Origin of the sequence: Chitinophaga sp. CB10, assembly GCA_001870995.2 — a bacterium.
GTDB lineage: Bacteria > Bacteroidota > Bacteroidia > Chitinophagales > Chitinophagaceae > Chitinophaga.
Genome location: MLAV02000014.1, coordinates 134,432 through 161,183, shown reverse-complemented (window position 1 = coordinate 161,183; position 26,752 = coordinate 134,432). Strand labels below are relative to the sequence as shown.

Here is a 26,752-nt window from a genome sequence, read left to right as displayed (position 1 = left end):
ACCCATAAACCAGAAAGATGTACACATTGGGAATTAACGCCGCCTTCCACGACTCCGCAGCCTGCCTCGTAAAAGATGGACAGCTCGTGGCCGCCGTGGAAGACGAGCGTTTCACACATATCAAACACGGGAAAAGGCCCATTCCGTTTTCGGCCTATGAACTGCCCTTCCATGCAATTGATTACTGCCTGCAAACCGCCGGCATTCAACTCAAAGACGTGGATCAGATTGCCTACTCCTTCGATCCGCTGCAACTCATGGAAATATCCGACAACATTACCATGCCGCTCTACCCGGGCAATACGCCGCCGCCAAAAAAGTGGCAGTCGCCCTGGGACCCGCTGTTCCTGCAGGCCATCCTCAATGCGCCGCAACAGCTGCGGGACGGCTTTCCGCATCACCTGCAATCCCGCTTTATGCACGCAGGCGATACCGTGAGCAAATGGCAGTTCCTGGACCACCACCTCTGCCATGCAGCCAGCGCGTTCCTCCCTTCTCCTTTCGACGATGCGGCAGTGCTCACCATCGACGGGCGCGGGGAAACAGCGACCACCACTTTCAGCGTCGGCAGCGGCAACCAGCTGCACCGCATCTCCCAGGTGGATATGCCGCACTCACTGGGACTCCTATACGAAAAAATGACTTCCTATCTCGGCTTCCTGCATTCCTCCGATGAATACAAGGTAATGGCCCTCGCGTCGTTCGGTAAGCCGGTGTATGCAGGGGTTTTCAGGGAGATGATAAAGCTGCTGGACAACGGCACGTACGAAATTCAGGATACCGACCTGGAACAAGTCCTGGGGCCGGCCCGGCAAAAACACGAGCCTTTCACCGCCCACCATTTCAACGTGGCCTCCTCCATGCAACAGGTACTCGAGGAAAGCGTGCTCGCCCTCAGCTCCTGGCTGCGCAAGGAAAGCGGCAGCAAAAATCTCTGCTTCGCCGGCGGGGTAGCCCTGAACTGCGTGTTAAACAGCGTGATCAAGGAAGCAGGCCATTTCGAAAATATCTGGGTGCAGCCCGCCGCCGGCGATGCCGGCACCGCGCTTGGCGCAGCCCTCTGGGCCGATAACCGCACCCGCAACACCACCAGCAAATCGTTTGTAATGGATCATGCCTATTGGGGCCCTTCCTTCCCGGACGATGAAATAGAACGCTTCCTGAAATGGACGCATGCCACCTACCGCAAAATGGATAACGTGGCCGCAGAAACCGCCGAACTGCTTGCGCAGGATAAAATCATCGGCTGGTTCCAGGGAAGGATGGAGTTTGGCCCCCGCGCGCTGGGCAGCAGGTCTATCCTGGCGTCGCCCATCCATGCGGATATGCAGGCCAGGCTCAACGAAGTGAAGGACAGGGAGGACTTCCGGCCCGTTGCGCCGGTGGTACTGGAAGAGTATGCGGCCGAATGGTTTGAAGGCGCCCGCTACTCACCCTTCATGTTGTTTGTGTACCCGGTGAAGGAAGATAAAAAATCGTTCATCCCCGCGGCCTGCCATATCGATAACAGCGCCCGCATACAAACAGTGAATAAGGAGCAGCATCCGCTGTACCATAGCCTGCTGACGGAGTTCCATAAAAAAACAGGCGTACCGGTACTGATCAACACCTCCTTTAATACGCTTGGTAAACCCATCGTTTGCACGCCGAGAGATGCGCTGGAATGCTTTATCTCCTCTCCTTTCGATGCACTCGTAATGGGCTCATTCCTGATCTCTAAATAATTAAATAACTATGGAAAACCCTTTGAAGATTTCGGTAGTAGTACCCAGTTACAAACGCCCGGAGTTACTGTCCAGATGCCTGCAAGCCCTGGCATTCCAGGAGTTCAAGGAAAATGAATACGAGGTGATCGTTGTCAGTGACGGACCTGACGACGTCACCCGCAAGGTTACAGAAAACTGGCAGCAACTCACCAACATGCAATTGCGCTATTACGAACTGCCGGAAAAAAAAGGGCCCGCAGCCGCGAGGAATCTGGGATGGAAACATGCAAACGCGAAGCTGATCGCTTTTACCGACGATGATTGCATCCCGGATTCACAATGGCTGTTGCACTATTGGACAGCATTCAAGAACGATGATACGGCGCAGGCATTCACCGGTAAAGTAGTTGTGCCGCTGCCGCAGCGGGAACAGTGTACGGACCATGCGCTGAACCTCTCCCATCTATCCACTGCGGAATTCATCACCGCCAACTGCGCCTGCAATGCCACGGCCATGGAGCTTTGCGGCGGATTCGATGAGCGCTTCCGCATGGCCTGGCGGGAGGATAGCGACCTGGAATTCAAACTCCTCAAAGCAAACATCCAGATTAAATACGTACCACGCGCCATGGTAGAACACCCGGTAAACAAAGCGCCCTGGGGAGTGAGCATGCGGGACCAGCGCAAAGGCGTGTACAATGCACTCCTTTACAGCAAATACCCGGACCTCTACAAGGTGCGCGTACGCCAGAAGCCGCGGCCGCTCTATTACCTGATGTGCCTCTCCCTGCTGGGCGCGCTCGTACTGCTGCCGTTCCATCCGCAACAGTCCGCGCTGCTGTTCCTCATCTGGGTAATCTGCTGGCTGTCGTTCACCATGCAAAGGCTGGAAAAAACAAGCCGCAGCGCCAGTCATGTACTGGAAATGCTGGTCACTTCAGCGGCCATTCCCTTCCTGTCTATCTACTGGCACTTTTATGGAAATATCCGGTACAAAACCTTTTTTGTTTAGTCGACAATGAAAAGAGATTTCAAAAAAATTGCCGTATTCAGGGCGTTACACCTGGGAGACCTGCTATGCACCACGCCTGCATTCAGGGCCCTGCGTCAACACTATCCTGACGCTCACATTTCGCTCATAGGCCTGCCCTGGGCCAGCGCCTTCCAGAGCCGCTTCGCGAAGTATATTGATGAGCTCATCCTGTTCCCCGGCTATCCCGGCCTGCCGGAGCAGATCCCGGACGAAGAGCAGTTCCCGGTCTTCATGGAAAATATGCGCCGCCGGCAATTTGATCTGCTCCTGCAAATGCAGGGTAACGGCACCATCGTCAATGAACTGCTCAGCGGCATGAAAGCGGGATTCACAGCCGGCTTCCGGCCGGACGGCGATTATGCGGATGACAACAACCTCTTCATCCATTACCCGGAAACGCTGCATGAAATAGACCGGCACCTGGCTTTACTGCAACAGCTGGGCATTGCCACGCCCAACCGCATGATTGAATTCCCCGTCACCGATAAGGACCAGGACGAGTACAATAAACTGCATATTCCTTACGGGGAAAAAAGGTTTATTGTAGTGCATCCCGGCAGTAAAGGCAGCTGGCGCAGGTGGCCGGCCCCTTACTTCGCAGCGCTGGCGGACTATGTAGCGGATACCGGTTTCAAGGTGATCATTACCGGCGTTGCCGGGGAAGAGGATATTGTACAGGAAGTAATCAGTTATATGCGCTACCCGGCGGTCAACCTATGCGGTAAAACCAGCCTCGGCTCCATGGCGGTACTGTTGCAGAAATCCAGGCTGCTGATCAGCAACTGCACCGGGGTGGCGCATATCGCTTCCGCACTGCAAACGCCCTCCATCGTGATCAGCATGGACGGAGAGCCGCACCGCTGGGGCGCGCTGGATGATAATCTGCATTATACGCACGACTGGACCACCAGCAAAAATTACGACCGGATATTACATAAAACGGATTCACTGCTATTGCGCACGATGCCCGTACTCGCCGGCAACAGGTAACTGTTGCCAGAGGCGGCATACCGTGTTGATCACATTGGCGGGAGTAGCAAATTTATAACTCACCGCCTGGGACCGGGCGGCGGCATATACCAACAACTGGTTATGACTCTGCATATGTTCTGGTACGTCAAACACCAGCACTTCATGCATCACCTTCCAGGGCGTATGCTGGGGATTCGTAAGGGCATACAGCACCACTACCGGCGTTTGGGTGGCCGCTGCAATATGTACGGCCCCGGTATTGACGGATAATAAGAGCGGACTCCTGGCAACCAGCAATACCAGCTCCCGCAGGCTGAGCGCGCCGCCCAGGCTGATGCCGCCCGTCAGCTTTGCCAGCTCTGCACAAAACGCTTCTTCCTCATCCCCGCCGGTAATCAGCAACTGGCAACCGGTACGTTTACGTAACTCCCGGCACACCACCATCCACTTCTCTTTATCATAGCGCCGCTTTTTATCGCTGACGGAAGGATGCACTACTATCCACGGCCGCTGCAGGTCTACCCCCATCCCGGCGAGCCGGCCGGAAAGGTGAGCCCATAACTCCTCGTGTACATGTAACTGCAGGTGCGTATCGCCTGTATCCATGCTGATAGATTGCACCAGGTAGAGATCCCGCTCTACCTGGTGCCGGATGTATTCAATCGGCTCTTTGTCCGGTAACCAGTCCGTAAGCAACTGGTAAGGGTTTTCACGGCAATAAGCCAAACGCAGCGGAATGCCGGCATGCATGGCCAGCATCGCTGCAGGTAAAGGGTTTTGACTAAATACGGTAAAAATTATAGCGGCATCAAACTGCTTGCCGGCAAGCAATTCCACTAGCCGCTGGTAAGCTGCCCAGTCCGCCGTAGCTTCCAGCTTCATCCAGGGGGCATTGAATACAATCACTTCATCAATCCCGGGGATATCCGCCGCAATGCCTGCCGCCATGGAAGAGCACAGCACCGTCAGGTGGCAGTCCAGCGTGGCCGAAAGCGCCATGAGCGCGGGCGAGGTCATCAACAGGTCGCCCATATTATCGAGGCGTACGCAAAGTATTTTCTTACAGGACTTCCAGCGTTTATCCATTTCCGTTATGCGTGGTTCGACAACTTGGTTTCATTGATTTTCCGGATGATAGCGCTGGTGGATCTGCCGGCTGTCAGCGGCAGCAGCATTACGCTTCCGCCGAGGGCTTCTACCACCGGGGCTTCCGGGAGGTCTTTCATATTATAATCTCCGCCTTTAACGAAGAGGTGCGGCCTGACGGCGCGGATGAGGTTAACCGGCGTATCGTCTTCTTCGCTGCCGAAAGGTATCACGTGTTGCACTACGCTGAGGCCGGCCAGCACCTGCATACGCTCGGCCAGGCTGTTCACCGGTCTTTCACTGCCTTTGATGCGGCGGATGCTGTCGTCCGTATTAATCCCCACAATGAGCACATCCCCCAGGGCGGCTGCGCGGCGCAGGTAATTCACATGCCCGCTGTGTAGGATATCGAAGCAGCCGTTGGTGAACACGATGCGCTGTCCGCTGCTGTGGTAAAGCGCAGCTAGCTTTTCCAGTGTATCCATGCCCGTTATCAGCTTGCCATGGGCCACAGTAGAGGCCAGTATATCATCGATCGCGCAGGTGGCGGTACCCGGCCTGGAAACAGCAATAGCAGCAGCCCTGCAGGCGAAGGCGGCAGCGGTTTCCGCAGTTGCATTGCCCAGCAAGGCGAGGGTAAACGCACTGATGTAGGTATCTCCGGCGCCAGATACATGCGGGTGATGTACTTTTTCAGCCGGGGTGTAGGATACCAGCTGATCGCCGAGAAATATCAACGCACCGTCTTCATCCAGCGTTACCGCGGTGATGGAAGCATTGGTGACTGCGTGTATCTCGCTGCCCATTTCGCGCAGTTTCCTGAGCCGGTCGCCCGGTTTCAGCGAAACGTTGAGCAGGGCTGCAATTTCTTTGCTGTTGGGTTTAACCAGTGTAGGATGTAGTTTTTTATATAAAGAGAGATTCTTGGCATCTACCACCAGCAACCGCTGATGCTGGCGTTGCAGGCGCTGCAACGCGGCAATCACGCCGGAGGTAAAAAGCCCTTTGCGGTAATCCGCTACTACAATAGCATCAAATTGGGGGTATAACATTTCCAGCTGCTGGATGATCTGCCGGGCTGTTGCGGGAGAGATTAATTCTTCCGTGCCGGTATCAAACCGGGCAATCAGCTGCCCGCCGGCCATCAGCCGGGTTTTACAAATGGTACGGCGGTTCTCCGGCGTAAAAAAGAAAGCGTTTACCTCCTTGGTAAAAAGGATTTCCCGGAGCCTGGCCGCATCTTCATCCTCCCCTGCAATGCCTACACAGGTAACGTTTGCGCCCAGCGCAGCCAGGTTGATGGCCGTGTTGGCGCCGCCGCCCGGGGCGTACTCACAATTTTCCACTTCCAGTACCGGCGCCGTAGCATCCGGACAGAGGCGGGTGCTTACTCCCTTCATGTACACATCCAGCATCACATCGCCCAGCACCAGCACTTTCTTGCCTTTGAAGGCCGCATACAGTTGTTCAAAATCGGTATCGTACATAAACAATGGTATTAATCGTGAAGAATCATTTCAGCAGCGGTCAGCAGCCCGTTGGCTACCAGCGTGGGATTGCGGTATGCGCCCGGCTCCCACTTTGTTTCGTTTCCGTTATCAATCAGGATGGTATGGCATCCCGCGCGGTTGCCCGCTTCAACGTCGTCCAGTATATCGCCTATCATCCAGGAATTGGCGAGGTCGATATTGTTTTCCAGCGCAGCCTGCTGCAGCATACCCGGCAAAGGCTTGCGGCAGTCGCAGGGCTTGCGGTATTTTTTCAGCTTCGCTTCCGGATGGTGCGGACAGTAATAAAACCGGTCAATCTCCACCTGTCCCTCTTCCAGTAACAACTGGTTGATTCGTTTAAACACCCCGCAGAGCATGCCTTCCGGGAATTTGCCATGCGCGATGCCTGCCTGGTTGGTAACCAGTATCAGGTAATAGCCCGCATCGTGCAACCGCTTCAAAGCAGCTCCTGCAGCATGTTCCAGCCTGATCTTTTCCAGGTCGGCATTGTAGGGAACGTCTGTAATAAGCGTACCGTCCTTGTCTATAAATATGGCCTGCCTCATACCGCCCTCCTGAATTCCGACAACTCTTTGGTCGCGGTTTTATACCTGGAAATAATATTGGAATAGATGCCATCCAGCTGGCTAGCTACCTTATTCCAGGTAAATAAGCGTTTTACCCGGGAGATGGCCTGAGCGCCCATGGCTGTCAGCGCCTGCGGATTGGCCAGCAGACTATCTACTGCGCCTGCCAGCGCATCGGGGTCGTTCGGCGGCACGAGCCTGCCGGTAACGCCGTCGGCTACACTGTATTTGATACCGCCCACATCGGCCCCTATCACCGGCGTGCCGCAGGCCATGGCTTCCAGCGGCGTAATGCCGAAAGGCTCATACCACGGCGTAGTGATGAAGAGGTCCGCCGCGGAATAGTAATACTTTAACTCATCGCGTTTACGTTGGCCGGTGAAAGTAACGGCGGCCTGTACCCCCGCCTCTATGGCCACCTGACGCAGCCTGAATAGCTCGGTACCTTTTTGCTCGGCGAGATTGGCATCTCCCCCCACCACCAACAAACGGATATGCCTGCGCTGGCAATCCAGGGACGCCAGGGAGCGTATCACGTTATCTATACCCTTGCGCGGCACCATGCGGCCCAGCTGCAATAATATGATCTCGTCCTGCGGTAAACTCAAACGCTCCCTGGCCGCCTGTTTTTCGATGCGGTATAATTCGTCCAGGTTTACGCCGCAAGGCACAATTTTTATTTTTTCCGCCGCCGGATGATAATACCGCAGCAGGTCCTCCTGGTCCTGCGGGCACTCCGCTATAATCGCATCCGCGGTATGCATGGCCTGTTCTTCAATATGGACCCGCTCTGCCGGAAACTGATCCTGCTCGCCCTGGTGCAGCTTGCGGATATGCCCCAGCGCGTGAAAAGTAACCACATAAGGAATGTTGAGGATAGCCTTTATTTCCATGGCCACCAGGGCGGACATAAAGAAATTGGCATGCATCAGGTCGTACCGGATACCGCTGCTTTTAATGAAGGCCAGCATATCGTTCCGGAAGGCCGCCATATACGGCAGCAGCTTTTCCTTATTCACCACCTCGGGCGGGCCCGCATCCACATGAATCACACGTACGCCCTCCTCCCATTGTACGCAACGCGGTACATCCGGGCTCTCCCGCCTCGTGAAAATATCCACGAGGTAGCCGCCAGCAGCCAGCTGTTTGGCCAGCTCGCTTACATATACGTTCTGCCCGCCGGCATCTACGCCACCCAATATGGCGAATGGGGACGCATGCTCGCTTATAAATGCAATTCTTTTCATATCATCAGTTTTCGTTTATACAACAACGTTATTTCAAAACCGGAGGGGGCTATGAATAGCCGGCCCCTGCGCTACCACCCTGGATACCAGCCGCTCCCAGTCGTCCGTGAACCTTTTGATATTAAACAGCTTCATCGCCGTTTCCTTTGCGCCCGCCCCCAGCAAAGTGGCGTGTGCCATATCATTCAGCAACAGCTGCATCTTTTCGATGAGGAAATCAATGTCCGTATGTACATACCCGTTTACGCCGTTTTGTATAACGGTCGACAACTCCGTGGTAGCAAGCCCCACCACCGGCAGGCCCTGCATCATAGCTTCGCATACCGCCAGCGCCAGGCTGGTATTGCGCACCGGGTGAAAGTAAAATCGGAAGCGGCTCCTGAACTCCGGCAGCTGCGGGTGCAGCACCTCGCCGATACCCGCCTTGTTGCCCATTCCGGCCAGCTCCAGCGGAATCACTTTGGACACTGCTTTGAAAATATCCCAGCCCAGCGCACGGCCCCGTTGCTCGATATGGTTAATGCAGGTGCATCCCCTGGCTACATTGCCTGCATAAGGCACGGAACTTTCCGTTACGCCATGGGGTATCACCACGATATCCGGCACTACGCAATGCCACATCAGTTTGTTGTAATGGGTTACGTGTACCAGCGTGATATCCGGATCGTCCATCACATGGCGCTGGTTTACCGGGTCGCTCACGGGCGAGTTATGTTCCAGGTAAATCCTTGGCAGCCTGCGCTGGGCGGCACTCAGCACTTCGTACTGGTCAATGAGGTAATTCTTTTCGGATTGGAAGAGGATACAGTCAAACTCCATCTGCTTAATGGCATGCGCGGGAATTTCATGCACGTTGTCGCCAAACGGGAAAGTATTGCCACGGCCATAGTAGCCTTCGTGGCGGGAATGGGTTACCGGTATATAAATGTCCAGGTTAGCCTGCGACAGGTAGTACAGGTAGCTTCCATGGATATGCCAGGTGAATACTTTCGGGCGATTGGAGAAATGGTGCATACTTCGTGTCTTTAATTAACATTCAGTCAATTAGCGGTCCACTCTGAAATACAGCACCATAAAGCGCAGGGAAAGGCTCTCCATGAGCCCGATGCAAACGCTTGTGCAAACAAGTCGTTCGTTTGTTTGGGTTACTAACTAAAATGAGATAACAAGTGCGGGCATATGTGGAATGTGTAGTGAGCGGTTAATGGACATTACATGAAGGAATCTCCACAAAAATACAACGAGCGTGCCGGAGCCATGGTGGCCCGGGCACGCTCGCGTCCTCCCGCATAGAGGAAAGTGCGCACTATTCGTCTTCCCCGGTATTCTTGAGTTTCATCAGCAACGTATAGGCGTTCTTCGTTACAATCTGTTTGCCGCTGAGGTCTGTTTTAATGGCGGTGAAGCCATCGAACTGGGTCCCTGTTTCCACCGGCAGCATGGTAAATTTATTGGCGCCATCCGCAATGAATACATAAGGTTTGTTACCCCACTTCACCACGGCATCATCCGGCACAGCCTGTACCTGTGCATTGTTCAGGGCAATTTCCGCATTCATGAACATGCCGGGCACCAGCTTTTTATCATACTTATCAAAGTGGCAATGCACTTCACTGCTGCGGCTTTCATCCACATTCCGGTTAATCAGGTGCACGGTGGCGCTGTATTTTTCACCCGGGTTGTTTACTGCATAGCAGGTAATTTTTTGTCCTTCGGAGATGTTATCAATATCCTTTTCAAAAACTGTCAGGCTCAGGTGCAGGTCCGCAGGGTTAATGAGCTCAAACAACACGTCCGTCGGACTTACATACCTGCCTGCGTTTACATTCACTTTTGTAACGTACCCGGATATGGGGGCATAGATGCTGGCTGAGCGGGTAATATTGCCGTCCGACAGTTTATCGGGGTTGATGTTGATCAGCAGCAGCTTTTCCCGCAGGGCGCCGGCAGTTACCCGCTGCCCTTCGTATTCTGCTTTAGCCTGTTGGAATACTTTATCGCTGTTGGCTTTGGATTCGTTGAGTTCTTTTTGCCGCAGGTAGTCCGCCTCGAGGTAGCGCAGTTTACTTTTCGCCATCAGGTAATCCTGCTGCAGCTGGATGTACTGCGGGTCTTCGAGGGTGGCCAACACCTGACCCCGGCTGACAGGCATGCCCGGCAATAGTTTCATGGTTTTGAGGTAGCCCCCCAGCGGCATGCTGACGGATACGACGTTTTGCGGCGGTACGTCCACCACGCCGTTTACCCGCAGCAGCGCCGCCATGGTACGGGTAACGGGAGCGCCAACTTCGATATGGCCGTTCTTCAATTGTACAGGCGTGAGCTCAACGGTGGTAGCGTCCACCACCGCGGCGGTGTCCGCAACGGCTTCCTGCGCCGGCTTTTCGCCATTCTTACAGGCAAAGAGTATGGACGTTGCGCATATGATAGGAATAATCTTTTTCATCAATTGTATATTAAATGTTACCGCTCAATTTTTCTACTGTAAAAGCAGCGTTGTTTAGCTGCTCAATGGTGCTGTAATAGCTGCTCCTCATTTCCAGCGCCTGGTTAACGAGGATCACCCAGTCCAGGTAGCCGATTTCACCGCTCACCATGCGTTTGTTCGCCGCGTCGATCACGAGCTTTGCATTGCGCAGGGTAAGGGTTTCATAATTCTGTAACAGGCTCAGGTTACGGTTATACACGGCCAGGGCATTTTCCAGCGCATTGCCCAGCTGCTGCCGGGTGGCTTCCAACTCGCGCTGCTGCTGCATTACCTGTACATTACCGGCTTTGATGCGGGCGCGCTGACCGGTGTTGAAAATAGGCACGCCAACGCCTACACTGACAGAGGAAAAGCGATCCCCGCTACCGAAATACTGCTCCTCATTCCCTACCCGCTGGTAGCCGATGATGCTCATGTTATTATAGCCGAGGTTAAGCGTAGGCAGCAACTTACTTTTTTCCAGCCGGTACTCCTGCCGGCTCCTGTTTACCAGTTGCTGCTGCAGGCTCACCAGGGGCGTACTGTCAATGGCCGTTGTATCGGGCAGCAGCGGTAAATGGTACACCAGCTGCTCCTGCTGCGGCGTCACAACTTCCGGCTCGTTCAACAATACCCTGAACTGCTGCAGCGCCACCTGGTAATCCGTACGCAACGTGGCCAGCTGGTTGGCAATCTGCTGACGCTGGTTTTCCGCGGTGGATTTTTCCAGCACGTCCGTATCCCCTACTTTAAAACGGAGGGACGCCTTTTGCAGGAATATGCTGTACATACTGTCCGCCTCCAACAGCAGCCGCTCCCGCTGCTGCATCACCAGCAGCGCATAATACAGCTCTTTTACGGCGGCTTTTATTTCCTGCTCCTTCTGTAAAGTATTCAGCTTACTGAGGAGGATATTTGTATTGTTCACTGCCCGCTGGCGGGAGTACACCGTTGGAAACTGTATGCCCTGCGAAACCGTAAAGCGATTATCATTGGCTACGCTGTTGATCCTGCCGTACTCCACCCCTACATTGGTTTTATCAAATTCAAGGTTGCTGCGTTTGAGCGCCTGGTAATACTGCTCTCCCAGCCGGGACGCCTGTACCTGCAGGTTGTTGCGCAGGGCCTTCTGCAGGGCGCTGTCCAGCGATACCGGCTGTTGGGCGCGGGCTGCAAACGGCAACGACAGGCAGAGTATAGCCATAACCGTGAGTGCCTTCCTTGTCCTGAAAAATCCGAATCCTTTTTCAAAAAGGATATAGAAAACAGGCAGTACAAAAAGTGTAAGCATGGTAGATATGATTAAACCTCCGATCACCACCGTGGCCAGCGGCTTCTGCACTTCGGCGCCGGCGCCCTGGCTCACCGCCATGGGGATAAAGCCGAGCGAAGGCACCAGCGCGGTCATCAGCACGGCGCGGAGTTTCGTTTTAGTCGCATGGATGACGATCCTTCGCACATCCGTCCAGCCTTCCTTACGAAGGCGGTTAAATTCCGTTACCAGCAATATCCCGTTGAGTACCGCCACCCCAAAGAGGGCGATGAACCCAACGCCGGCGGATATACTGAAAGGCATATCCCGCACCCGGAGGGCGAGTATGCCGCCGATGGCGGACAACGGGATGGCCGTATAGATCAGCAGTCCCTGCTTTACCGAGTTAAACGCCATATATAATAACAGGAATATCATGAGCAGCGCCACCGGCACTACAATGGACAAACGTTGTTTGGCGGCGGTCAGGTTATCGAAAGCCCCGCCGTAAACGATGGAGTAGCCGGCAGGCAGCTTCAGCTTTGCTTCCACTTTTTGCTGCAGCTCGTGTACGATGGTCTGCACGTCGCGGCCGCTTACGTTGAAGCCCACGATGATACGGCGGCGGGTGTTTTCCCGCTGTATCTGGTTAGGGCCCTCTATCTCTTCCACCTTCGCTACCTGCTGCAAAGGCACCTGGTTGCCGGCAGGCGTTGGCACCAGCAGGTTTTGCACATCGCTGATGTTGGTGCGTGCATCCGCAGCGAGGCGCACTACCATATCAAACCGCTTTTCGCCTTCATACACCACGCCGGAAGCCTGGCCTGCAAAAGCGGTGTTGACCACCCGGTTGATGTCCGCCACGTTGAGGCCAAACTGCGCCATCGCATCGCGGTTGTACGCAATGACCAACTGCGGCATACCTGTTACGGTTTCCACGTAGAGGTTCACGGCGCCGTCCACTGTTTTAATGATTTCTCCCAAATGATTGGCATATAATGCAAGGGAATCCAAATCTTCCCCAAAGATCTTACACACCACATCCTGCCTGGCCCCCGTCATCAGCTCGTTGAAGCGCATCTGTACGGGAAACTGGAAGCCTACGCTGATGCCGGGAACGGCGCCCAGCTCTTTGGTCATCTTCTCCGCCAGTTCGGGGAAGCTCTTTGCGGACGTCCATTGTTTCTTATCCTTCAGGATGATCATCATATCACTGGCTTCCAGCGGCATGGGGTCTGTAGGTATCTCCGCGCTGCCAATCTTCGTCACTACCTTCTCCACCTCCGGAAATTTTTTCAGCAAAATGCCGGAAGCCTGCTGGGTGGCCTGGATGGTGGTATTCAAATTGCTCCCGGTCAGCAGCCTGGTTTCAACGGCAAAGTCGCCCTCTTCCAGCTGCGGGATAAATTCACCTCCCATCCCGCCGAGAATGATAACGGCTGCAGCCAGCAATGCCAGCACGCCGGCAATGATGGTTTTCGGATAATACATCACCCTGCCTAACAGCGGCTGGTAACGCCTTTCCAGCCAAATCATCATCTTGTCCGCCAACGACTGCTTATGACTGATCTTCTTACTGAGGAAGAGAGCGCTCATCATCGGCACGTAGGTAATGGAAAGGAGGAAGGCGCCTAAGATCGCGAAGCCTACGGTAAAGGCCATGGGCTTGAACATCTTTCCTTCAATACCTTGCAGCGTGAGGATAGGAATATACACGATGAGGATAATAATCTGGCTGAACACAGCGGATTTGATCATATGCCCCGTACTGGAATTCACTTCTTCGTCCATGGTGGCCTGGTCTACCTTCATCAGGGTCTTGAACTTTTTGGAGTGGCTGAACCGGTGCAGGATGGCTTCCACCACGATCACCGTTCCATCCACGATTAGTCCGAAGTCGATGGCGCCAAGGCTCATCAGGTTACCGCCCACGCCAAACTTGTTCATCAAAATGATGGCAAACAGCATCGACAGCGGGATGACAGAGGATACGATCAGCCCTGCCCGCAGGTTGCCGAGGAAGAACACCAGTACAAATACCACGATCAGCGCGCCTTCTATCAGGTTTGTTTCCACGGTTTTGATGGCGTTGTTCACCATCTTGGTACGGTCCAGGAAAGGCTCTATCACCACGCCTTCCGGCAGGGATTTCTGGATTTCCGCTACTTTCTGTTTTACCCGTTTGATTACGGCGGAAGAGTTTTCGCCTTTCAGCATCATCACCACCGCGCCGGCTACTTCTCCTTTATCGTTGAAGGTCATGGCCCCGTAGCGGGTGGCGGAGCCCAGCTGTACGGTGGCTACATCGCGGATCAGCACCGGCATACCGCCTGGCAGCGTCTTCACCACGATCTTCTCAATATCATCGATGCTCTGGGTAAGCCCTTCGCTTCGTATATACAACACCGTTGGGCCTTTCTCAATATAGGCGCCACCGGTATTCTCATTATTTTTTTCCAGCGCGTCAAAAATATCGGCAATGGTCACGTTGTTGGCTTGCAGCTGGCCGGGCCTTACGGCGATCTCATATTGCTTGAGTCTTCCCCCGAAGCTGCTCACATCCGCAATCCCGGGCGTTCCCAACAATTGCCTGCGTACGATCCAATCCTGGATGGTGCGCAGTTCCATAGGGCCGTACTTGCTTTCATAGCCGGGTTTAGGCCGTATTACATATTGATAAATCTCTCCTAAACCGGTTGTCACCGGGGCCATTTCCGGGGAGCCCACGCCTGCGGGGATTTCCTGTTGCACCTGTTGGAGCCGCTCTGCAATCTGCTGGCGGGCCCAGTACACGTCGGTCGCATCGTCAAACACAATGGTAACAAGGCTTAACCCGAAGCGGGAAAAGCTGCGGATCTGTTTCAGTCCGGGAATATTGCTGCACGACTGTTCTATCGGGAAGGTAATGAGCCGCTCCACATCCGGCGCGCCCAAAGCTGGCGATACAGTAATCACCTGTACCTGGTTATCGGTAATGTCGGGCACGGCATCAATGGGCAGGCGGGTTACTTCAAAGGCGCCCCAGCCGATCAATGCAAGTACAAACAGCCCAACGATCAGCTTGTTCCTTACGGAAAAGCTAATAATCTTATTAAGCATGATAATAAAGGATTGGCATTAATAATTGCTCCATGCCACGCATGGATAACAGCGGAAAAACTATAATGTTTATGCCTGCGGAGGGCGGAACAGGGAGGTCAGGGCAGGTTCCGGGAGATGGAACTGCTTCAGTACGGGATAATGGATAGCGATGATGCTGCTGAACTGCGGCCTTTCCGCCATCACCTTTGCCAGCGGCACATAGGCGTGCTGCAATACCTGTACGTTTACGCTCTTGTAAGGCAGCTGCATATCCCGGTCGTAGTCATCATCCTTATCATCATCGCCGATATAATGCATACAGAGGAAGTCCGCCACAGTCAGGTCCTGGTTCAGCAGGTGATGCTCCTGGTAATGAATAACCAGGGTAGGCAGCTTCAACAACTGATCCACCGTTGTGTTGTGCAACAGGAAAATACTCAGTAATATGTATGCGATGATACGTTTCACAAGGGCACAAAGATATAAAAATACCCTTTATAACGAAAGAAAGGGCCATTGGCCCCTTCTTTACAAAATTCACGTCCCTTATGCCGGGCTAATGTTGCTTAATCCAGTCCAGTATGTCCGATGCATCTTCCTCCCAGGTGGGGAGTCCGAGTACATAATGATTACGCGGTTTAACCATAAAATCCGTCACGGAATCTTTATGCTGGTACGCCTTGTAGTTGCGGCGGTTGAGCGTCCACGGCATGCAGTGGTCATTCCTGCCGGCCACCATCAATAACGGCCGGTGAGGCTTTTTGAATTGCACGCGGGCGGCGCTTCCCAGCCCTCCCCGCAAGGCCCTTTTGGATTCCGGGATGCAATGCGCGTAGTAGGAAGTTTGCTGCTCCGTAAACGCCATGCCGTTGGTAAACACCCGCTGCCAGGTTTTAAACGGCATCAGGTAGGTCTTATTGATATCCGTAAAAAAGCCCAGTGCCGGCGTATTACTGAGGTAGAACCTGGGTTCCAGGGGAATAATTCCCTGGGGCGGCACGGAGTGGATAGCTATGCCGGCAGCCGCCAGGTCGCGGTTCAGGAGCAACTGGGTAAGGAGCCCTCCGTACGAATGCCCGATGAGGATCGGCGCTTCCGGTAAACCCTGGATGATGGCCGTATAATACGCGAGCAATTCCTGCAGGGTAACTGCGGCCAGCGCCGGGTCCGGATGCCGGCTGCGCAAAGTAGCCGCGTCTGCTCCTTTGGCCGGCCATGGCGCCACGATTGCTTTGTAACCCCTTTGCTGAAAAAACTGCTTCCAATTATCCCAACAGCTGTGGTCTATAAATGCCCCTGTAATGAACAGAATGGTTTTAGAGGTGATTTGGGTCATAAAGCAGCATAGTTTGTTGGACAAAGTTAGCTGGCTAAATATCCGCTTTCAACGGACGGATTGGGCATGTATATGTATATTTCAAATATCAGTAGCGGGATTTATCGATGCCCAGCTTCTTGATGCGGGAGTTCAGCGTGGATACATTCATCCCCAGCAGTTCCGCGGCGCCGTTCTTACCGAATATCTTACCCTTGCACCTGATCAGCACGGAAATAATGTGTTCCCGCTCGTTTTCTTCAATGGTCTTGATTTTAGGTGGTTCCATCGCTTTTGCGGAAGAGAGGTGCACCTGGTTGATGGTTTTGCCATCGCTGAGCAACACGGCCGTTTCCATCATATTTTCCAGCTCCCGGATATTGCCCGGCCAGTCGTAGCTCATGAACATATCCATGATTTTGGGAGAGATGGATTTTATCTGCCGCCCTGCCTTCGCGTTGTAAATCTGCAGGAAGTGATAGGCGAGCAAATGGATATCCTCCTTCCTTTCCCGCAATGGCGGCAGGATCAGGGGGAATACCCGGAGGCGGTAGTAGAGGTCCATCCGGAAGCGGCCATCCGCCACTTCCTGTTCCAGGTTCCTGTTGGTAGCGGCAATCACCCGCACATCAATTTTCAGGGTGCTGCTGCCCCCGATCCGCTCTATCTCCCGCTCCTGTAATACCCGCAACAGTTTGGTTTGCAGGTCCAGCGGCATCTCTCCTATTTCGTCCAGGAAAATAGTGCCTTTGTTCGCCTGCTCAAACTTACCGGTGCGGCGTTCGGTAGCGCCGGTAAAAGCGCCTCTCTCATGCCCAAACAGCACGGATTCTATCAGCGTGGCCGGCAGCGCGGCGCAGTTGACCTTCACCAGCGGCTGTTTGCTGCGGCCGGATAATTCGTGAATCAGCTCCGCTACTTTCTCCTTCCCCGTACCGCTTTCCCCCAGTATCAGCACGGAGGTATCCACCGGGGCCACTATCTGCAAATGTTCCAGCATCTTTTTCAGCGCGGCACTATTGCCTATGATCCCGTGGAAATTACTCTCTGTTGTTATTACAGGGGGTTGGGGAGAAGAAACCGCATTGCGGATCATGGTATCGAGACTGTTCAAATGCAAGTACCTGGCCACTTCCAACGTTACCAGTACGTCTTTTTCGCGAAAGGGCTTCACTAAAAACCCATAGGGATATGTAGCCTTAGCCGCATCCAGTATTTCCTTATTAGAATTGGCAGAGAGGTAAATAAACGCGATCTGCTTTTCGCGCAGGATCTTTGCAAGGTCAATACCAGTAGCTGGCCCCTGCAAAAAAATATCCAACATCACCATATCCGGTCTGTCCTGCTCTATTAACTGCAACGCAGCCTTCACCGATCTTGCAATCCCGCTTACGGCATATCCTGCGCGGGTTAATATCATTTCGAGGTTGTTGGCTTCAATAAATTGGTCTTCTACTATCAGAATTTTTTCTTTCATGCTGAAAGCGACATCGTATTTAAATCTGTACTTGCTCCAGGCATGTCCGCTATTTCCATACGGGCAAACACCACGGTAATCATCGTTCCGTTACCGGAATCTACCGTAAAGATACCATTTAAATCATCAGTTAGCCCTGCCATTAATCGCATCCCCAGGCTTTCGCTTCTTTTCCGGTCAAAATCAGCCGGCAGCCCGACGCCGTTGTCCGCCACGAGGAGCTTCACCCGCCCGTCCGGCGCATATTCCATGCGAATTAAAATTACATTATCTTTTCTGCCTTCCGGGAAGGCATATTTGATACAGTTGGTAATCGCTTCATTGAGTATCAACCCCAAAGGGACTGCCTGGGAGATGTCAATCTCCAGCCGCTCCGCCTGCACGTCAAAGCGGATATTGCTGCAATTGTCAAAGCTGTCTTTCAAATGCGCCACTAACTCGCGCAGGTACTCCGATACGTCCACGGACGATACATTGTCCGTCTGGTACAGCTTCTGATGGATTAACGACATCGCATACACGCGGTCCCGGCTCTGGCGGATGGCCTGCACGGCGTCGTCGTTGCGCTGGAAGGCGGACTGCGATTCCAACAGGCTCATCACCGTATGCAAATTGTTTTTCACCCGGTGGTGCAGCTCCTTCAGCAACCATTCCTTTTCCCCCAACAGTTGCTGCAGGGAAGCATTTTTACTGCTGATCTTCTTTTGCTGGACTTCCAGCTCCCGGTTATGGCGGTTTTTCAGTACGTAGAGGAAATACAGTAACGCCAGGATGATCACCAGCACCACGATGCCCGCCAAAGTAACCTGCTGCCGCATATCCGCCTGTTTCAGCCTGGCGGCCTGCAGGGAAGTATAGTTGTTCAGCAGCTGGATGTCCTTTTCCTTTTGCACCGTCTGGTACCGTACTTCCAGCTCCGATATCTGCCTGCTTTTGTTTTCGTTGAATACGGAATCGGACAATTCCTTGTTGATCCGCAGGTGATCCAGGGCGGACTTAAAATCCCTTTGCGCGCTGTCTACCTTATAGAGCATGTAATGAATGTCCATCAGGCTGGTCACCGCATTCTTTTGCGGATAATAACTGAGGGCCCGGCGCAGAAAAGTGCCCGCCCGCTGGAAATCGCCCCGGGAAAGGTAAAACCGCCCGATGTGCTGCTGCAGTTGTTGCGAGCCTTCGAAATCCATTTTCGCTTCCTGGAACTTGCTCAGCGCTTCCAGGAAATATTTTTCCGCCAGGTCGTATTGCTGCAAGGCATCATAGCAGTGGGCCCTCGTTTGCGCAATAATGGCTTTTTGAATCAGCGTGATGGGCGGCACCTGCCTTTCCAGGTTGTTGATCAGGCCCAGGGCTTCCTTCGGCCGCCCTTCACGGATAATTTCCCGCACCACTTTGCTGGCCGCAAAGAACATGGCGAAGTTGGGCAACCCTTCCTGCTTCCAGGTGTCAAGGGAGCGCTGGTAATACCGGATGCTCTCCTTATGATTGCCCACATCTTCGTATATCTTGGCGAGGTCCCCGTAGAAATTAGCGGCGCTCAGGGTATCCTGTGTGGCCTGCATGCTTTCAACAGTGGCAATCGCGTACAATAACGCCTTATCGTTATCTCCTTTCACACGGCTGGCTACCGAGAGCAGATTATAAGTGTAGTGCAGTTTTTTGTACCCGATGGATTTGTATCTCTCCAAAACATTCAACAGCATGTCTTCCGCCAGTTGATTTTTCCCTTCTGTGAGATGCATCCAGGCGATTTCCCTTTGCATCCTGATTTCGTTGAGGGTATCATGCAGTTCCCTGTAGAGCTGCATGGCCCGGGCATAGTCCTGTAAAACGGGCGTGTACGCCCCGAAGCGCACCCGCTGCCATACTCCCATCCTGAAGAGGGTGGCGGCTTCCGTTGCTTTATCGTTAGTGCGCCGGCATTCCGCCAGCAGTTGTTGGTAAATCTTTTTGCCCCCGGTGGAGTCGCCCCGCTCCATCGTCAGCACCATCGTCAGGCTCTTTATTTCGTGCTGCCATACCTGTTGGCCCAGGGAGTCGCTCAGGCGCGCAGCGGCGGCGAGGAACTGCGCGGAGCTGTCCAGGTCGGCTTTGGCTTCGCCGGCTTTGTACAGCTGGTATTTGCCCAGTTCCACCAGTATGCGTATGCGTGCGGTATCCGGGCGACTGTTGCGCAACTCCTTTTGCAGCAACAGCACCATTTGCCGGTTAATGTTTTGTGCCTTTACAAAGGAGCATGTTAAAAGGAAACAGGTGAGTAGTAATATTGGCGCGCGGTACAACTTCATATGCGTTGGTTGTGAACAGTCCAATCCCGCCGGGTGCAGTATTGATCCCCAAATATAGCGGGTTTTTCCGTTACGCCATCGCTTCCTGGCAAACCAGCTGGTCCTTCAATACCTGGCGGCGAAAGTCCGTGAAGTTGACGCCTGAATTATTCCGGAAGAACTTACTGAAATGGGACGCATCTTCGAACCCCAGGTCATAGGCAATTTCTTTCATACTCATTTCTGAATAGCGGGCTTTTCTTTTGGCTTCCAGGATGATTTGTTGCTGGATGTGATAACTCGCCGGAAACCCGGTGACATGTTTTACAGTTCTGTTGAGATGGCCTGGCGTTACCCAGAGTATGGCCGCGTAATCGGCTACCATCTTGCGGGTGCGGAATTCCGACCGCACCGCCTGTAAGAATTTTTCGGCCAGCACCTGTTCCGCGCTGATGCTGGTGTGCACCACTTCCGGCGCCGGTTGCTCCGCCAGGTACAGGAGGAATAGCTGGAAAAACCGGCTGATAATGGGTAGCCTCACGGCAGCGTGTAACATATATTCCCGGCGGAGTTGCAGCAGTATCTCCTCCGTATCCGCCAGCAGTTCACCGGTAACGGATAAGGCGGGATGCGCCCGCAGGAATTGCTCCATGCCATGCATTTCATGCTGTTCCAGGAATTCCCGCGTCACATGAATGCAAAACCCTTCACAGCCATCGTCCAGGAGGAGTTTGCGGAACTGACCGGGCTTGAGGATATGCACGGTGTTGGCAACCAGGCTCCAGTCGCCCAGGTCGGCTATCAGTGTACCGTTGCCGGCTTTCAGCCAGATGATTTCGTAACAGTGCAGTTGTGTGGCCGCGGTCCGGTTTTGTTGCACCAGCCAGGATAATGGTTCTATGCTTATGCCTCCATTAATGGTAATAGCAATCGTGTTGCCCCGGTACTTCCCGCCATTGGCAGGTGTCAGATGTGGTGTTGCGTAGTATGAGGGTGCCATCGTCTAATGATTTAGAATGATGGGGGTAGTAGTCAAGGCGCGTGCCACAGCAATAAATATTTGATAACCAAACGATTATAAGAGGATCAATAAAAATAATTAGCGATATTTCGCTAATCGCACAGGTATTTTGGTGATATTTCACCATTTCCGCAAGAACCGGGTTTACCGGCCATCCCCGCTCTCCTACTTTTACATAAAAAAATGCTGGAACAAATAAAGCGGCTGCCCTGGGACGAGTACCGGGAAACGCTGCACGAAAAAGGGTTTGTGATCATTGATAACTTTCTCACCCACGAGCAATGCGATGCCTTGAAAGCGGGTTATGAGGAACCGGAACGCTATCGCAAAACCATCAACATGGAACGCTATCGTTTTGGAAAAGGCGAATACAAATATTTCAGGTACCCGTTGCCTCCCCTGCTGCAATCCTTACGGGAAGCGGTGTACGAACAGATAGCAGGACTGGCCAATCAATGGATGCAGGCAGTAAAATCCGATGTAAGGTATCCACCTCAACTTGCGGAATTACACAAAATGTGCGCAGCGCATCAACAGGTATTGCCAACGGTATTGATATTGAAGTATCAGCAAAACGGGTTCAACACCCTGCACCAGGATTTATATGGGGATGTATTCTTTCCCTTGCAGATGGTGTTCATGCTGTCCGAGCCGGATAAGGATTACAGCGGCGGAGAGTTTGTGATTACGGAACAGATACCACGGGCGCAATCGAAAGCGAACGTATTAAAACCCAAAAAGGGAAGCGTATTGATATTTGCCACCAACTACCGGCCGGTGAGAGGCACACAGGGTTATTACCGGGTGAATATGAAACATGGGGTCAGCACGGTACACGGAGGGGAGCGGTTTTCGCTGGGAGTGATCTTTCATGATGCGCTGACGTAAGCGCTGTTGCTTGCCAGGTGGGGTAAGGCCCCACCCGGCAAGCAATCAATTATTTATTCAGCTCCTTTGCCAGCACTTCGTGCAGCTTCTCGCCACGGAGGTTGGAAGCCACGATCTTACCATTCGGATCGATCAGGAAGTTAGCCGGAATACCGGAGATCATATACATTTTGGATATATCGCCATTCCACCATTTCAGCTCGCTCACATGATGCCATGCCAGGCCGTCTTTCTCGATGGCTTCTACCCATGCGTCCTTAGCGCCCGGGCGATCCAGGGATACGCCGAGAATGTCGAACCCTTTATCCTTAAACGCGTTGTAGGCGCTTACCACATTCGGGTTTTCCGCGCGGCAGGGTCCGCACCAGCTGGCCCAGAAATCAAGCAGTACATACTTACCACGCAGGTCAGAGAGCTTCAGGGTTTTACCATCCGGCGTTTCAGCGGAAAAGTCTGGTGCTACCTGGCCTTTAGCGAATTTGGCAGATTTTTCAATCTGTGTAGCCACCTGTTTCCCCAGCTCAGTGCCGCGTAATTTCGCGTTCAACGCGTTGAACGACTGCTGGAATTCCTCCACGTTCTCAATCCTGCGGGTAGCCATGCCACTCAGCAGGTACAGGGTAACGTAGCTGTTGGTATTTTTCTTAATGAAGTTGTTCTTGATCTTTTCATTTTGCTCATACAGTACTTCCCATTTGCTGCGCAGTGCATACATGCCGGTAGTATCATTTTGCATGGTAGTCATGGCAATGTTGCGGAGGGAATCCATGCCTTTATTGGCCGGCGCCAGCATAGCCTGGTACGCTTCGTATTCTTTCTGCAGTTTGGAGCCGCTGATCTTAGCGCCGTCGAAGATAGCCGTTCCCGTTGCGTTGGCCGGCACTTCAATTTTCAGCTTGTCTTTTTTATCCAGCATCAGTCCTTTTGTGCCGCCCAGGTTATTGCCTTCTGCGCGTTTCATTACGCTGATGATCACAAATTTAGGCTCTTCCGTTTCGCCTTTGAATGAAAAGGCGCCATCGGCCACCACGGCGGAGTCAAAAGGCATGCGGGCCATGGCAGAGCCTTCGCCTTTATAGAGGAATACTTTCTGCCCGTTCAATGCAGCAGGAACTTTACCGGAAATAGTGTAATCCTGAGCCATTAAAGTAATGGACGACAGCAGGGACGCCGTCAGGAATAAGGCTGGTTTCATGTTTGATTTCATTTGGTTGGTTAGTTATAAGGTAACAAATCTAACGTATTTGGAGTAACGGTGATGCAGGTCTGTATAAGTGGCAAGTTTTACCAGTTCAGCGGAAACCGGGCATCCCGCCTGCCAAAGCAGCAAAGGGGATGCCCGCACCGGTTATTAATTGGGGGTGTTACCGTCGTATTGGTCCAGCAGGGCCTGCAGCTCCTTCACCTTCTCCGGATACTGCGCGGCCACGTTATAACGTTCACGCACATCCTCTTTCAGGTTAAACAGTTCAATAGTGCTGTCCGCTACCTTGCTGCCTCCCCGGCGGAACTTCCAGTCGCCCACGCGGATGGCTTCCGCCACGCCGTAGTTCACATAATAAATCGGGGAATGCTGGTAATGCGCTGCCTTACCGGTCAGCAGGGCATCCACGGGCTCGCCGTCCAGCTTGCGGCCGGCGGGCAGCGGCGCGTTCGTCCATTTTGCCAGCGTGGGCAGTATGTCCATACTGGTGAAAACATCCGGTATTTCCTTACCTGCCGGCGCATGATTTTTCCAGTAGAGAATGAAAGGCACGCGGTGGCCACCTTCGTAGGTATCTCCTTTTTTACCCCTGAAAATACCCTGGCTACCCACATGCCATGGCTTGGTATGATTATCCTTTGACATCCGGTCCGGGAAATCAATCCAGGGGCCATTATCGCTCGTAAAGATGAAGATGGTATTATCCGCCAGGCCTTGTTTTTCCAACGCCTGCCAGATTTGTGCGAGGCCGCCGTCAATCTCTTCAATCACATCCCCGTACAAACCTCCCGGGGAATGGCCTTTGTATTTACTGGAAGCATCTACCGGCAAATGCGGCATGTTATGCGCCAGGTACAGGAAAAACGGTTGGTCCTTTTTCTGCTGCTGGATGTATTTGATCGCCTCTTTGGTGTAAAGGCCGGTCAAACTGGTATCCTGCGGCCTGATCACCTCCGGCGTCCTGTTCCGGAAAATCTTAATGGTGGTATCCGTTGCCACATAGGGAGGACGGTAGTCATGGCTGTACAGCATCCCGAAATATTGTTCAAAACCCTGTGCATTGGGGAGGTTGTAGGGTTGGATATCTCCCATATGCCACTTCCCGATCATAGCCGTGCGATAACCCACCGCTTTCAGCATCTCTGCAATAGTGACGTCTTCATCCGGCAAGCCGATCTTATAACCCGGAGGGATGGGAAAGTTTAGCTGCGACCTGGTGGGGTACCGGCCCGTCATCAGGGACACACGGCTGGGGGTACACGTAGGCGAGGATACCATGTAGCCGGTGGACTTCACGCCCTTACGGGCCATACCGTCCAGGAAAGGGGTGCGGATCAGCGGGTTGCCGTAACAACCCAGGTCGCTGTAACCCATATCATCCGTCAGTACCAGGATCACATTGGGCCGCTTTTGCGCGGTTGCGCTGTGCAGCATACCTGCCAACAGCAACAAACCCAGCAGTCTTTTTTTCATATGTTCAACGTTTTACCAATTTAGTGGATGGAGGATAAAGATAATCGCAAATCCGGATTTTTATTGCAGGGGGAAGGTTGTTTTGCATTCGGCGGCGATTCACTGGAGGCGCTCCCTTAAATAACAAAAGGCTCCCGAAGGAGCCAGTTGGATTTTAGTGCTTCAGCATGTAGTCTCCGTAGGGGATCATCACTATTCTTTGAGTATTTCTACTTCCGTACGTCTGTTCACTTCATGTTCCGCATCCGTGCAGCTCACGCCTTTTTTGCAGTGATTGAGCAGGTTCGCATCTCCCCTGCCGGCGGAGCTGATGCGCTGCTTGCTGATACCATGACGCACCAGGTATGCTACCGCAGCGGCAGCGCGCTTCCTGGAGAGTTGCAGGTTGTAGGCGGAAGAGCCGCGGCTGTCCGTGTAGGCCACTAACCGCACCTGCATAGTCGGATGCGCCCGCAGGATGTTGGCCAGGCTATCCAGTACCAGCGCCGCATCCGGGCGGATATTCCATTTATTGAAATCGTAGTTGAAATTTTGCAGCACGAATTTGGTGCCGGCTTTCAGCGGTTTATCCCTGCAAATAATTTTTTCAATGGTTTCCCCGTCGCGCATGCCGCGGGTGTTAAACTCGATGGAATCCACCCGCGCGCCATTTACCACGATGCGTATCACGTAATCGGTTTCTTTTTCCAGGGTAAGATGTATGTCGTTGTTAGGATCCCCGTTGAAACACCAACCCATATCCCGCTGCCGGTTGTAGATATAGATACAGGCGCCGCTCAGCGGTGGGCACACCTTGCCGGTGAATGGGATCGTCAGCGCAGGCGGTACGTAACGGTGTACGGTTTCCATTTCATAGACGGCATAAATATCATCGCTGCCGTAACCGCCACCCCTGTTGGAAGCAAAGTAGCCGCCGGTGTCGCCATAATTCATGTAATAAAAATCATCGGCGGGAGAGTTGTACGGATAGCGCAGGTTTTGCGGCACGCTCCACTGCGCTTTGCCTCCATCGCTGCGGAACATATCGAAGCCGCCCATGCCGGTATGGCCTTTACTGCTGAAATATAAAACCCCATCCGGGCCAATGGTGGGAAACTCCTCATCGTCCGCCGTATTAATCACAGGGCCGCAGTTGACCGGAGCCGCCCAGTTGCCGTCGGATAATTTTTCGCAATACCAGATATCCGTTCCGCCACTACCACCCGGCATATCCGACGCAAAATACAGGAGGCTGCCATCAGTACTAAGCGCGGCGTGGCCCATGGAATACTGATCCGGCCTGTTGTATTGAAATGGCTTTGGCTCGCTCCAGTTGCCGCTTGCATCTCTCTGCGAAGTAAATAATTCCAACCTGCGGTAACCATATTTAATTCTCGGGCGGGTGGCCGACTGCTGAGCCGGCATTTTCTTGTCCGGGAAGGTGAAGGTTACATAAGCCGTGTTAAAGGTTTTATCAAAAGCAACGGGGCCTACGTGGTAACGGGACTTATTAAACGCCGGTGAAAGATCATCGATGAACACATTGCCATAACTGCCCGTATCCGCCACATACAAGGTATAGTAAGGCCGGTTCGTACGCCCGTAATCGTTACGGTTGAAACGGCTCCCCGGCTTCAGCTTATTTTTCATCAGCGTGTCCGACATGTACACAATACCGCCGGGGATGCGGGTAGCTCCCCAGTCGGAATGCGAAGTATTGAGCCGTTGCAGATTACTGATACTTACATCTACCGGCTCCTGTATCCATATCACCGCTGAATCGCAACCGGCGATCCGCTGCTGCACCAGGGGCGCCTGCGGGTTGCTCTGCAAATATTGCGTATAAGCGGCTTTGGCTTCCACATAGCGGCCCAGGCTTTTGAGCGCGTCCGCATAAAACAGCCTGCTTTCAGGCGGCGCATCGCTGCGGGTCAGCAGCCGGGAGTACCATTCTACGGCTTCGGGATAATTATTGGTTTGCCGGTAACAATCCGCCAGTTTTACCAGCAGCGCTGTGCTGACTTTATCCTTCTTCTTCATCGCAACGCGTTTGTACATGGACGCTGCGTGGGCGTATTCATATTTATCGTACAATATATCCGCCTGCTTTAGCAAGGGTTGCTGCTCCTGGGCCCGCGCTACCTGACTGGCAAAAAATATGATGAGTAAAACTGTAATCCTTCTCATAGAAATTAATTATAGTAAGC

Annotated in this window: 19 protein-coding genes; 4 read left to right on the top strand and 15 right to left on the bottom strand. The window is 53.2% G+C overall.

The features are described from left to right. Positions 1–17: 17 nt before the first annotated feature. The 3 genes from BOC67_RS19000 to BOC67_RS18990 are packed head-to-tail and all read left to right on the top strand — an operon-like array spanning position 18 to position 3,729. Positions 18–1,724, top strand: a complete 1,707-nt coding sequence (locus tag BOC67_RS19000; RefSeq protein ID WP_291912441.1) for a carbamoyltransferase C-terminal domain-containing protein — start codon at positions 18–20, stop codon at positions 1,722–1,724. Between the two features lie 10 nt (positions 1,725–1,734). Beyond that, the gene (locus BOC67_RS18995; protein ID WP_291912440.1) at positions 1,735–2,718 is read left to right on the top strand and encodes a glycosyltransferase; all 984 of its coding nucleotides are present in this window, start codon (positions 1,735–1,737) and stop codon (positions 2,716–2,718) included. Between the two features lie 6 nt (positions 2,719–2,724). Next, positions 2,725–3,729: a glycosyltransferase family 9 protein gene (locus BOC67_RS18990; protein WP_291912439.1), complete on the top strand. Its 1,005-nt coding sequence runs from the start codon at positions 2,725–2,727 to the stop codon at positions 3,727–3,729. On the opposite strand, the gene BOC67_RS18985 is transcribed toward BOC67_RS18990, so the two are convergent. From BOC67_RS18985 to BOC67_RS18930, 12 genes are all read right to left on the bottom strand, one after another. Next, positions 3,691–4,797: a glycosyltransferase family 9 protein gene (locus tag BOC67_RS18985; protein ID WP_291912438.1), complete on the bottom strand. Its 1,107-nt coding sequence runs from the start codon at positions 4,795–4,797 to the stop codon at positions 3,691–3,693. The two genes, BOC67_RS18990 and BOC67_RS18985, sit on opposite strands and share 39 nt — an antisense overlap. 5 nt (positions 4,798–4,802) lie before the next feature. After that, positions 4,803–6,284, bottom strand: a complete 1,482-nt coding sequence (gene rfaE2, locus BOC67_RS18980; protein ID WP_291912437.1) for a D-glycero-beta-D-manno-heptose 1-phosphate adenylyltransferase — start codon at positions 6,282–6,284, stop codon at positions 4,803–4,805. 11 nt (positions 6,285–6,295) lie between these two features. Continuing rightward, positions 6,296–6,853 carry an HAD family hydrolase gene (locus BOC67_RS18975; RefSeq protein WP_291912436.1) on the bottom strand — a complete coding sequence of 186 codons (558 nt, stop codon included), beginning with the start codon at positions 6,851–6,853 and terminating at the stop codon, positions 6,296–6,298. Beyond that, positions 6,850–8,121, bottom strand: coding sequence for a glycosyltransferase family 1 protein (locus BOC67_RS18970; RefSeq protein ID WP_291912435.1), 1,272 nt, complete (start codon positions 8,119–8,121; stop codon positions 6,850–6,852). Before BOC67_RS18970 ends, BOC67_RS18975 begins: the two co-directional genes overlap by 4 nt. A gap of 33 nt (positions 8,122–8,154) precedes the next feature. Further along, a complete protein-coding gene (locus tag BOC67_RS18965; RefSeq protein ID WP_291912433.1) occupies positions 8,155–9,135 on the bottom strand; it encodes a glycosyltransferase in 981 nt (326 codons plus the stop codon). Between the two features lie 292 nt (positions 9,136–9,427). Next, entirely contained in the window at positions 9,428–10,567 is a 1,140-nt protein-coding gene (locus BOC67_RS18960; RefSeq protein WP_291912432.1) for an efflux RND transporter periplasmic adaptor subunit, read from the bottom strand. A 10-nt stretch (positions 10,568–10,577) separates the two neighbouring features. After that, on the bottom strand, positions 10,578–14,939 hold the full coding sequence (locus BOC67_RS18955) for a CusA/CzcA family heavy metal efflux RND transporter (RefSeq protein WP_291912430.1): 4,362 nt from the start codon (positions 14,937–14,939) through the stop codon (positions 10,578–10,580). 69 nt (positions 14,940–15,008) lie between these two features. After that, positions 15,009–15,389, bottom strand: coding sequence for a hypothetical protein (locus BOC67_RS18950; protein ID WP_291912428.1), 381 nt, complete (start codon positions 15,387–15,389; stop codon positions 15,009–15,011). 88 nt (positions 15,390–15,477) lie between these two features. Then, complete coding sequence (locus BOC67_RS18945) at positions 15,478–16,257, bottom strand: alpha/beta hydrolase (protein ID WP_291912427.1); 780 nt, start codon at positions 16,255–16,257, stop codon at positions 15,478–15,480. A gap of 88 nt (positions 16,258–16,345) precedes the next feature. Continuing rightward, positions 16,346–17,713, bottom strand: coding sequence for a sigma-54 dependent transcriptional regulator (locus tag BOC67_RS18940; RefSeq protein WP_291912426.1), 1,368 nt, complete (start codon positions 17,711–17,713; stop codon positions 16,346–16,348). Continuing rightward, positions 17,710–20,001 (bottom strand): histidine kinase dimerization/phosphoacceptor domain -containing protein, encoded by a 2,292-nt coding sequence (locus BOC67_RS18935; RefSeq protein WP_291912424.1) that lies wholly within the window; start codon positions 19,999–20,001, stop codon positions 17,710–17,712. Before BOC67_RS18935 ends, BOC67_RS18940 begins: the two co-directional genes overlap by 4 nt. Positions 20,002–20,071: 70 nt before the next feature. After that, a complete protein-coding gene (locus BOC67_RS18930) occupies positions 20,072–20,980 on the bottom strand; it encodes a helix-turn-helix domain-containing protein (RefSeq protein WP_291912422.1) in 909 nt (302 codons plus the stop codon). Between the two features lie 204 nt (positions 20,981–21,184). Here BOC67_RS18930 and BOC67_RS18925 point away from each other — a divergent pair, with 204 nt between their 5' ends. Further along, a complete protein-coding gene (locus tag BOC67_RS18925) occupies positions 21,185–21,889 on the top strand; it encodes a 2OG-Fe(II) oxygenase (RefSeq protein WP_291912421.1) in 705 nt (234 codons plus the stop codon). Positions 21,890–21,938: 49 nt separating this feature from the next. On the opposite strand, the gene BOC67_RS18920 is transcribed toward BOC67_RS18925, so the two are convergent. From BOC67_RS18920 to BOC67_RS18910, 3 genes are all read right to left on the bottom strand, one after another. Continuing rightward, positions 21,939–23,084, bottom strand: coding sequence for a TlpA disulfide reductase family protein (locus BOC67_RS18920; RefSeq protein ID WP_291912419.1), 1,146 nt, complete (start codon positions 23,082–23,084; stop codon positions 21,939–21,941). Positions 23,085–23,240: 156 nt separating this feature from the next. Beyond that, entirely contained in the window at positions 23,241–24,566 is a 1,326-nt protein-coding gene (locus BOC67_RS18915) for a sulfatase (RefSeq protein ID WP_291912418.1), read from the bottom strand. A gap of 192 nt (positions 24,567–24,758) precedes the next feature. Then, a complete protein-coding gene (locus BOC67_RS18910) occupies positions 24,759–26,732 on the bottom strand; it encodes an OmpA family protein (protein WP_291912417.1) in 1,974 nt (657 codons plus the stop codon). Between the last annotated feature and the right edge of the window lie 20 nt (positions 26,733–26,752).

Bases quoted from the DNA above. Each gene is read 5' to 3' on its own strand.
- BOC67_RS19000 (WP_291912441.1), top strand. From the start codon at position 18: ATGTACACATTGGGAATTAACGCCGCCTTCCACGACTCCGCAGCCTGC.
- BOC67_RS18995 (WP_291912440.1), top strand. From the start codon at position 1,735: ATGGAAAACCCTTTGAAGATTTCGGTAGTAGTACCCAGTTACAAACGC.
- BOC67_RS18990 (WP_291912439.1), top strand. From the start codon at position 2,725: ATGAAAAGAGATTTCAAAAAAATTGCCGTATTCAGGGCGTTACACCTG.
- BOC67_RS18985 (WP_291912438.1), bottom strand. From the start codon at position 4,797: ATGGATAAACGCTGGAAGTCCTGTAAGAAAATACTTTGCGTACGCCTC.
- rfaE2 (WP_291912437.1), bottom strand. From the start codon at position 6,284: ATGTACGATACCGATTTTGAACAACTGTATGCGGCCTTCAAAGGCAAG.
- BOC67_RS18975 (WP_291912436.1), bottom strand. From the start codon at position 6,853: ATGAGGCAGGCCATATTTATAGACAAGGACGGTACGCTTATTACAGAC.
- BOC67_RS18970 (WP_291912435.1), bottom strand. From the start codon at position 8,121: ATGAAAAGAATTGCATTTATAAGCGAGCATGCGTCCCCATTCGCCATA.
- BOC67_RS18965 (WP_291912433.1), bottom strand. From the start codon at position 9,135: ATGCACCATTTCTCCAATCGCCCGAAAGTATTCACCTGGCATATCCAT.
- BOC67_RS18960 (WP_291912432.1), bottom strand. From the start codon at position 10,567: ATGAAAAAGATTATTCCTATCATATGCGCAACGTCCATACTCTTTGCC.
- BOC67_RS18955 (WP_291912430.1), bottom strand. From the start codon at position 14,939: ATGCTTAATAAGATTATTAGCTTTTCCGTAAGGAACAAGCTGATCGTT.
- BOC67_RS18945 (WP_291912427.1), bottom strand. From the start codon at position 16,257: ATGACCCAAATCACCTCTAAAACCATTCTGTTCATTACAGGGGCATTT.
- BOC67_RS18940 (WP_291912426.1), bottom strand. From the start codon at position 17,713: ATGAAAGAAAAAATTCTGATAGTAGAAGACCAATTTATTGAAGCCAAC.
- BOC67_RS18935 (WP_291912424.1), bottom strand. From the start codon at position 20,001: ATGAAGTTGTACCGCGCGCCAATATTACTACTCACCTGTTTCCTTTTA.
- BOC67_RS18930 (WP_291912422.1), bottom strand. From the start codon at position 20,980: ATGGCACCCTCATACTACGCAACACCACATCTGACACCTGCCAATGGC.
- BOC67_RS18925 (WP_291912421.1), top strand. From the start codon at position 21,185: ATGCTGGAACAAATAAAGCGGCTGCCCTGGGACGAGTACCGGGAAACG.
- BOC67_RS18920 (WP_291912419.1), bottom strand. From the start codon at position 23,084: ATGAAACCAGCCTTATTCCTGACGGCGTCCCTGCTGTCGTCCATTACT.
- BOC67_RS18915 (WP_291912418.1), bottom strand. From the start codon at position 24,566: ATGAAAAAAAGACTGCTGGGTTTGTTGCTGTTGGCAGGTATGCTGCAC.
- BOC67_RS18910 (WP_291912417.1), bottom strand. From the start codon at position 26,732: ATGAGAAGGATTACAGTTTTACTCATCATATTTTTTGCCAGTCAGGTA.